This is a genomic window from Okeania sp. SIO2F5, from assembly GCF_010692685.1.
Classification (GTDB): Bacteria; Cyanobacteriota; Cyanobacteriia; order Cyanobacteriales; family Microcoleaceae; genus Okeania; species Okeania hirsuta.
Genome location: NZ_JAAHGU010000239.1, coordinates 1 through 5,790 on the forward strand (window position 1 = coordinate 1; position 5,790 = coordinate 5,790).

Below are 5,790 nucleotides of genomic sequence, written 5' to 3' on the forward strand. Positions count from 1 at the left end.
GAGCAAAATCTTCTAGGGCACAATAGGAGAAACAACCGCTCATTGTACCCATAATTACTAACAGTAATACTAACCATAATGGATAACGTCTCCCTCTGGCAGCTCGAAAATCTGGTAACAGGGCCAAGATTTGTAACAAGTTCATTTCTATCTAAGCCCTAAATAGAGAATATTTGGCTTCACTCAATACTTGACACCAATCATTGTACTCCTCAATATTTTTCTCTGGCGACAATGAATTAGCCCTGCCCTCCGGGGGAGCTACGAATTGCGGATAATCAGTTATAATAAACCTTCTGCCTTCTAACCTTGCTCTTTCCCTTCTGCCTTCCCCTCCTGGGAGGGGTTAGGGGTGGGTTGCCTTCTGCCTTTGGTCCACAGATATTATAAGTATTCAACCGAACATGATATTAGGCAGCAATTTAATTACCTTCTATTGAAATTTTTCCTACCTATGCTAACAAATTTATTAGTTGAAGATAAAAATTCTCATAAAAAATCCTTACCTCATAAGAAATAGTTAGAGGCAAGGATTTAAAAAAGTTTCTATGTTATGGTTACGAGAAAAATCTACTGTAGTTTTCGACGCTGTAAGGTTGAGGTCAAAAACCAACCTCCTAGACCTAGCAATCCTATTAATGTTGTTGGTTCGGGAACAGCTTCATATGTTACAGTTCCACTTCCGAGAATGGGGTTGCGTGGTTCGTCTTCTGGAGTATAAAAGGTAGGATCGAAACCATCAGTAAAATCCCCATTAGAAAAGTGGAAAAAATCTCCAGAATAGTCTCCGACTGCTGTAAAAGGATGATAAATTACATGGTAATCTAGCCCTAGTAATTCTCCATCAAAAAAGTTGACGGTTGGAAAAGCTGGATAACGCTCGTCATCTTCGGCATTAATTCGAGAATCGCTAAATAAAGCGATCGACAAACCATCGTCAACTCCTAAACTTTCAAATCCCACCCCAGTTAAATTTGAATTGTCAAAGCTAAACTGACCGTTGTAATAATCAGGGTTAGGGTCAATATCTAGTTCGGGAGAACCTGTTAGGAAAAAGCCTGAATCGAGATTGACTGTGAAATTATATTTGACGGTAGCAGCTGTAGCAGGGTTAACTTTTACTAGCCCTAGGCTTAAAGTACTGCTAGCGATCGCTGCTGCTACGATAGTTAAAGTTTTGATGGTCATTGCTATTCTCCTTAATAAAACTGATATAAAATGTATAAAATGTTATTTTGCTAAATCTGCTATTGTTTCTGACGCTGTAAGGTTGAGGTCAAAAGGAACCCTCCCAGACTTAGCACTCCTATTAATGTTCCTGGTTCGGGAACGCTAGAAACTTTGGCAAATTCTCCTGTTGCTTGTAAGTTAGTTAATTCATCAACATAGGTCTCGCCAACTCTCCCCGTGTCAATCAATTCTTGGGTAGTTCGAGTCGGAAATGCCACATCTTCATGGCTACTAAAACCAAGAGGGAAACCAAACTCATCCATCCAATCATCTAGATGAACGTGAGGTGTACTACTTCGAGGTGGTTTTGACCAGAATGTTAAACCATCACTTCTGGAGCCGTCTCCAATATTGATTCCATCCGGATCAAAGTAATTACCTGCCTGCAGTATCTGCTTTGTTTGAGTGTCAAAATTGAAGTTAACACCTGCATCTAAATGATTATCAGTATAGGTTATCAAAAGATTGCCTTGAGGATCGAAAAATGAGACATTGAGAGAATCTAAGTCATCAGTTCCGACAATTCCATCGGTGTAACTTTGGGTTTCTTCATAGCTAAACAAACCTGTAACTCCAAAGCCAGCAATTTGACCAGTCCAATCAAATTGAAAAGTAATAGCCTTAGCTACTGTAGGAATAAGGATGCTTAATGCCGTACTTAGAGTAATAACGGCTGTCTTGAGATAATCAGACATGAGTATATAGCTTGAATCTTGTTTAATTTACCTTTTTTGAGAAAGCGCTAAGAGCTGAACCTACCATAAAACCTCCCATTCCCAACACTCCGAAGAGAGTTGTTGGCTCTGGAACACTTTTGGCATACTCTACAACTCGCGGTCGCACTGGAAAAAATTCGGTGAGTTCCCTAGACGAATAAATAATTGTTTCATCTGCATCGAGATAATCCCCATCTCCATTCAGGTCAATTAGGCGAAAGACGTTATCTTCATTAGGTTGTGAGCCGTTGGAAGTAATACTTAATTCTCCACTTGGACCTGTGGCAACAGAAAATCCTGCACCAAAATCGAAACCTGTCGGAATAGTGCTAGGTTCCCATACTTTTAATGCCTCTGATGCCAAATCTATGCTACCACTGTCATTTTCATCTGTCAAACGGAAGATAGAATCAGTAAATAAATCTAAGCCATATAAACTGCTGCTATCTGAATCAAAGCCAAAATAGAATGTTCCGATACCAAATGGGTTAGTATTATCAATGAAAATGTTGACTTCTGTTAGAGGGTCGATTACGTTATCATTATTGATATCTTCAGCTCGGTAAACTCTCGGACTTCCTCCTGCTGTGTCTGAAATGAAGGCTACGTCATCGATAAAAGCAATTTCAAAAGCAGATGAGGCTGGGTTGAGAGCTTTTAGGTCAAGCCAGATACTTGCTTCTCCCATATCATTGGCATCGCCGTCATTATTTAGGTCAACGGTGCGATACACAAAGTCTCCATTCGGCGTGCTAATAGTATCTGCTTCGACTATGTAAATTGCGCCGCTGTTATCTTCTCCCAGTCCATTAGGAGTTAACAGAGGCAGTCCACTAGCATTTTCCGCCGCTGAAAACCAAATATTTGCTTCTCCAGCATCGAGAGCGTTGCCGTTATTGTTTGAGTCAAGGAGTCGATAGACTGAATCTGTGTTCCCGTCACCGTAATAAAGAAATCCACTATTTGACTGTAGCATTGTGAAGACATTGCCAGTGGGATTAGTGAAACCGGAGGCGTTTGTATCATCGAAATAGATAGAAACTTCACCAGTCTCATTGGCACCACCATCCCCATTAAAATCCTGGGTCAAGTAAATTCCATCTAGGGTTTGATCTGCTACAAAAATACCACCGAAAGATGCTCCATAAACTGGATAAATAGTCGCCAAGCTACCTGTAAAAGTACAAGATACCAAAAGAATTTTTAGACTTATTTTTCCGTACTTCATTAATTTCTACTGAAAAGTCAATTTACGATAAACATGAAAATTGTTCTAATTTTTAGCAGATTTCTGTTTTAACTTGCTATCAGCTTTTTGACCTTGCATTTAAATCCCCTTCTAAAGGTTTACTGCTAACTGCTAACTGCTGACTGCTGACCGCTGACCGCTTTTTTAATACCGAACCCGCTCCTAGAAAGCCAAATGCAAACAGTCCCAAAATTGAAGTAGGTTCGGGAACAGGAGTCAGTGTCAAAGTTGGAGCCAGACCTTCAGTAGCGCCAACAGTATAGAAAATTCCATAGCTATTGCGTCCGTTGGTATCGACATTACCAAATAAACCACTTAAGGCTATTCCATTATTAGTTTCAGGAGACTCGATCCAAGTGTTGACTAAGGAGCTAATATCCCAACTGTATATGCCGTTATCTCCAACAGCAGTAGTAGCGATCGCATTACTACCGTCCACACCGTAGTCAACATCAGCAATATTACCGTTGATATCATCGAAAGGAGCTGTCAAGTTGTAGATGCTAACATTCAGTGGGTTAGCATCAGTAGCAGGAATTAAGAAACTAGCTAAACTTGTATCCTGCTGAAGGGTGAGAATGGCTTGATAATTCTTGCCTGCTAATGAGGAAAAGTCATCTGGATCGAACTTTAAGAAAGAAAACGTATCTTGAGGACTTAAACCGATAGTTGTTGCTTTATCTACTAAAAGTCTAAAATCACTGTTAGCGCTGACTGCTTCCCGGAAGGTATAGTAAGCATCGTCAGCTAAAATATTTACTGTATCTGCATTAGCTCCAGACTGAAAGCTGAGAACTGTTACAGTTGCTAAACTCACACCTACGAATAATTTTTTTGTCAACATTTTAAACTCTTTATTTTTAATAAGATTTGCCTTTTAAAAATGAACCTGCTCCTAAAAAACCGAATGTTAACAGCCCAAAAATTGAGCCTGGTTCAGGAACTTCAAGCGGATCTATAAATCTAGCACTAACACAGAAAGTCGTACACCCTAAAGACTGCCGAGTATAAATATCTGTAAAACTGCCAAATTCGGGAGATCCAACCGTTAAATTAGTAGAAACAACACCATCTCCACCAGTCCATAAGATATTGCCATTACCTAATTCATAAACTCCCCTAATACCTCTATTCGCTACTCCCTCAGCACTGGTATAGAGACCTATTTGAGTGCCGTCAGAATCATATTCATAAATTCCCGCAGGGTTGGAAAACCCAGCAGCTAAAACATTGCTATCGCCACGCGCCGCTAGTTGTTGGGAAAAATCTATTCCTGTTACACCGTCAGAATCATGAAATGTTCCTAAAAATAACCCATCCAAACTATAACGTTCGAGATTCTCATCGGCAATATTACTAATTAATAATTCCCCATTGTAAAAAAGTACATCATAAGGAGAACCTGTGGCAAAAAAGCCTAAATTATTGCCATTAGTGTCAAAAGTAACAATTCCTGCTCCCGGTGCATTGTTATTTGTGCCAGCATTAGTCACATAAACACGATCACCAATGAAAGCCATTCCCCGAATATTATCTAGTCCACCACTAATCGTACTTAATAGTTTACCGTTAAAATTGAAACGAAAGATAGAGTCAGCAAGTTGATCGCTTACCCAGATTTCATTATTAACTTGGATAGCGTTAAGGGGAGTTTGAAAAATTCCCGATCCATCAATAAAGTTGTCATCGACTAAAGCTCCATCATAGGAATCAAACAAAAGAATACTATCGTTTAGGGAGTCGGGAATCATTAACAACTGCGCTGCTTGAGCTAAGTTAGCGCTCCCTATTGTTCCTAGGATGGTCAAACTGCCAAAAAGTAAATGAGAAAAAGATTTTAGCATCAGTTGAGTTTCTCTGAACATCGGGCTTTTACTTATTAGGAATTTATTGCATTTATTGATTCCTGCTACCATAGCAAGGTTTTCAATAAAAGTCAACCCTAAAATTTTAAGAAAATATTAAAAATACTGTTTTTATCTATAAATTCAAATCGTCAAATCATTACAATTCAGACCAAATCCGTTTTAGTAATACCAAGCGTGAAAAAAGAATGTTACGAATAGTAAGGGGAATAAAAATATTTTTCAGAAGATTTCCCTTTGACAAAGCGGTGCGACCCCGCGCCGTCTCACGGCGCAAGCGGTCGGATCCCGGCGTTTTGCTCCGCAGAGCGGCTCTGCAAGAGCGGGTCTCCTCGCCATGGGAACGCCGACCAAGAGAGGGAACGCGCACCAAGAGAAAAAGATAATTTCAGAGCTAAAAAATGGTATTAAAGGCATTCTCATACGACTCCTGTACGGGCGATTCGCGCGCTCGCCCCTACGACTCCTGACTCAAACAAAAATCCTCTAGTCATTTGTAGCAAACATTTATCAAAATGGTATAACAGGGTATTTATAAAAGCCGAAGTCTTTGTCTAATATAGCAATGAGCGCTGGCATCTTTACATGTTACATAGATATTTGCAATGTAATATAAAAGTAACTGTATGAGCTGTATTTTTCATAAATTAGGCGATCGCTAAACCTTAAAGTTTTAAGGATGTCTGTAATGGTATTGATAATTTACAGTTTATAGCTTGAAATTGTTTAC

The 5,790-nt window shown here is 39.5% G+C and carries 6 protein-coding genes; all 6 read right to left on the reverse strand.

Features of this window, described 5'->3' with window-relative positions; translation table 11 throughout:
• Positions 1 to 145, reverse strand: a 145-nt coding sequence (locus F6K27_RS34200; protein ID WP_353736073.1) for a transposase family protein, incomplete at its 3' end; no start/stop codon positions are given.
• A 425-nt stretch (positions 146 to 570) separates the two neighbouring features.
• Positions 571 to 1,188, reverse strand: coding sequence for a PEP-CTERM sorting domain-containing protein (locus F6K27_RS32130; RefSeq protein ID WP_287279931.1), 618 nt, complete (start codon positions 1,186 to 1,188; stop codon positions 571 to 573).
• A gap of 59 nt (positions 1,189 to 1,247) precedes the next feature.
• Positions 1,248 to 1,925 (reverse strand): PEP-CTERM sorting domain-containing protein, encoded by a 678-nt coding sequence (locus tag F6K27_RS32135; RefSeq protein WP_287279933.1) that lies wholly within the window; start codon positions 1,923 to 1,925, stop codon positions 1,248 to 1,250.
• A gap of 22 nt (positions 1,926 to 1,947) precedes the next feature.
• On the reverse strand, positions 1,948 to 3,141 hold the full coding sequence (locus F6K27_RS32140; protein WP_287279935.1) for a hypothetical protein: 1,194 nt from the start codon (positions 3,139 to 3,141) through the stop codon (positions 1,948 to 1,950).
• Between the two features lie 112 nt (positions 3,142 to 3,253).
• Complete coding sequence (locus F6K27_RS32145; protein ID WP_287279937.1) at positions 3,254 to 4,039, reverse strand: DNRLRE domain-containing protein; 786 nt, start codon at positions 4,037 to 4,039, stop codon at positions 3,254 to 3,256.
• 16 nt (positions 4,040 to 4,055) lie between these two features.
• Positions 4,056 to 5,060: a hypothetical protein gene (locus F6K27_RS32150; RefSeq protein ID WP_287279939.1), complete on the reverse strand. Its 1,005-nt coding sequence runs from the start codon at positions 5,058 to 5,060 to the stop codon at positions 4,056 to 4,058.
• Between the last annotated feature and the right edge of the window lie 730 nt (positions 5,061 to 5,790).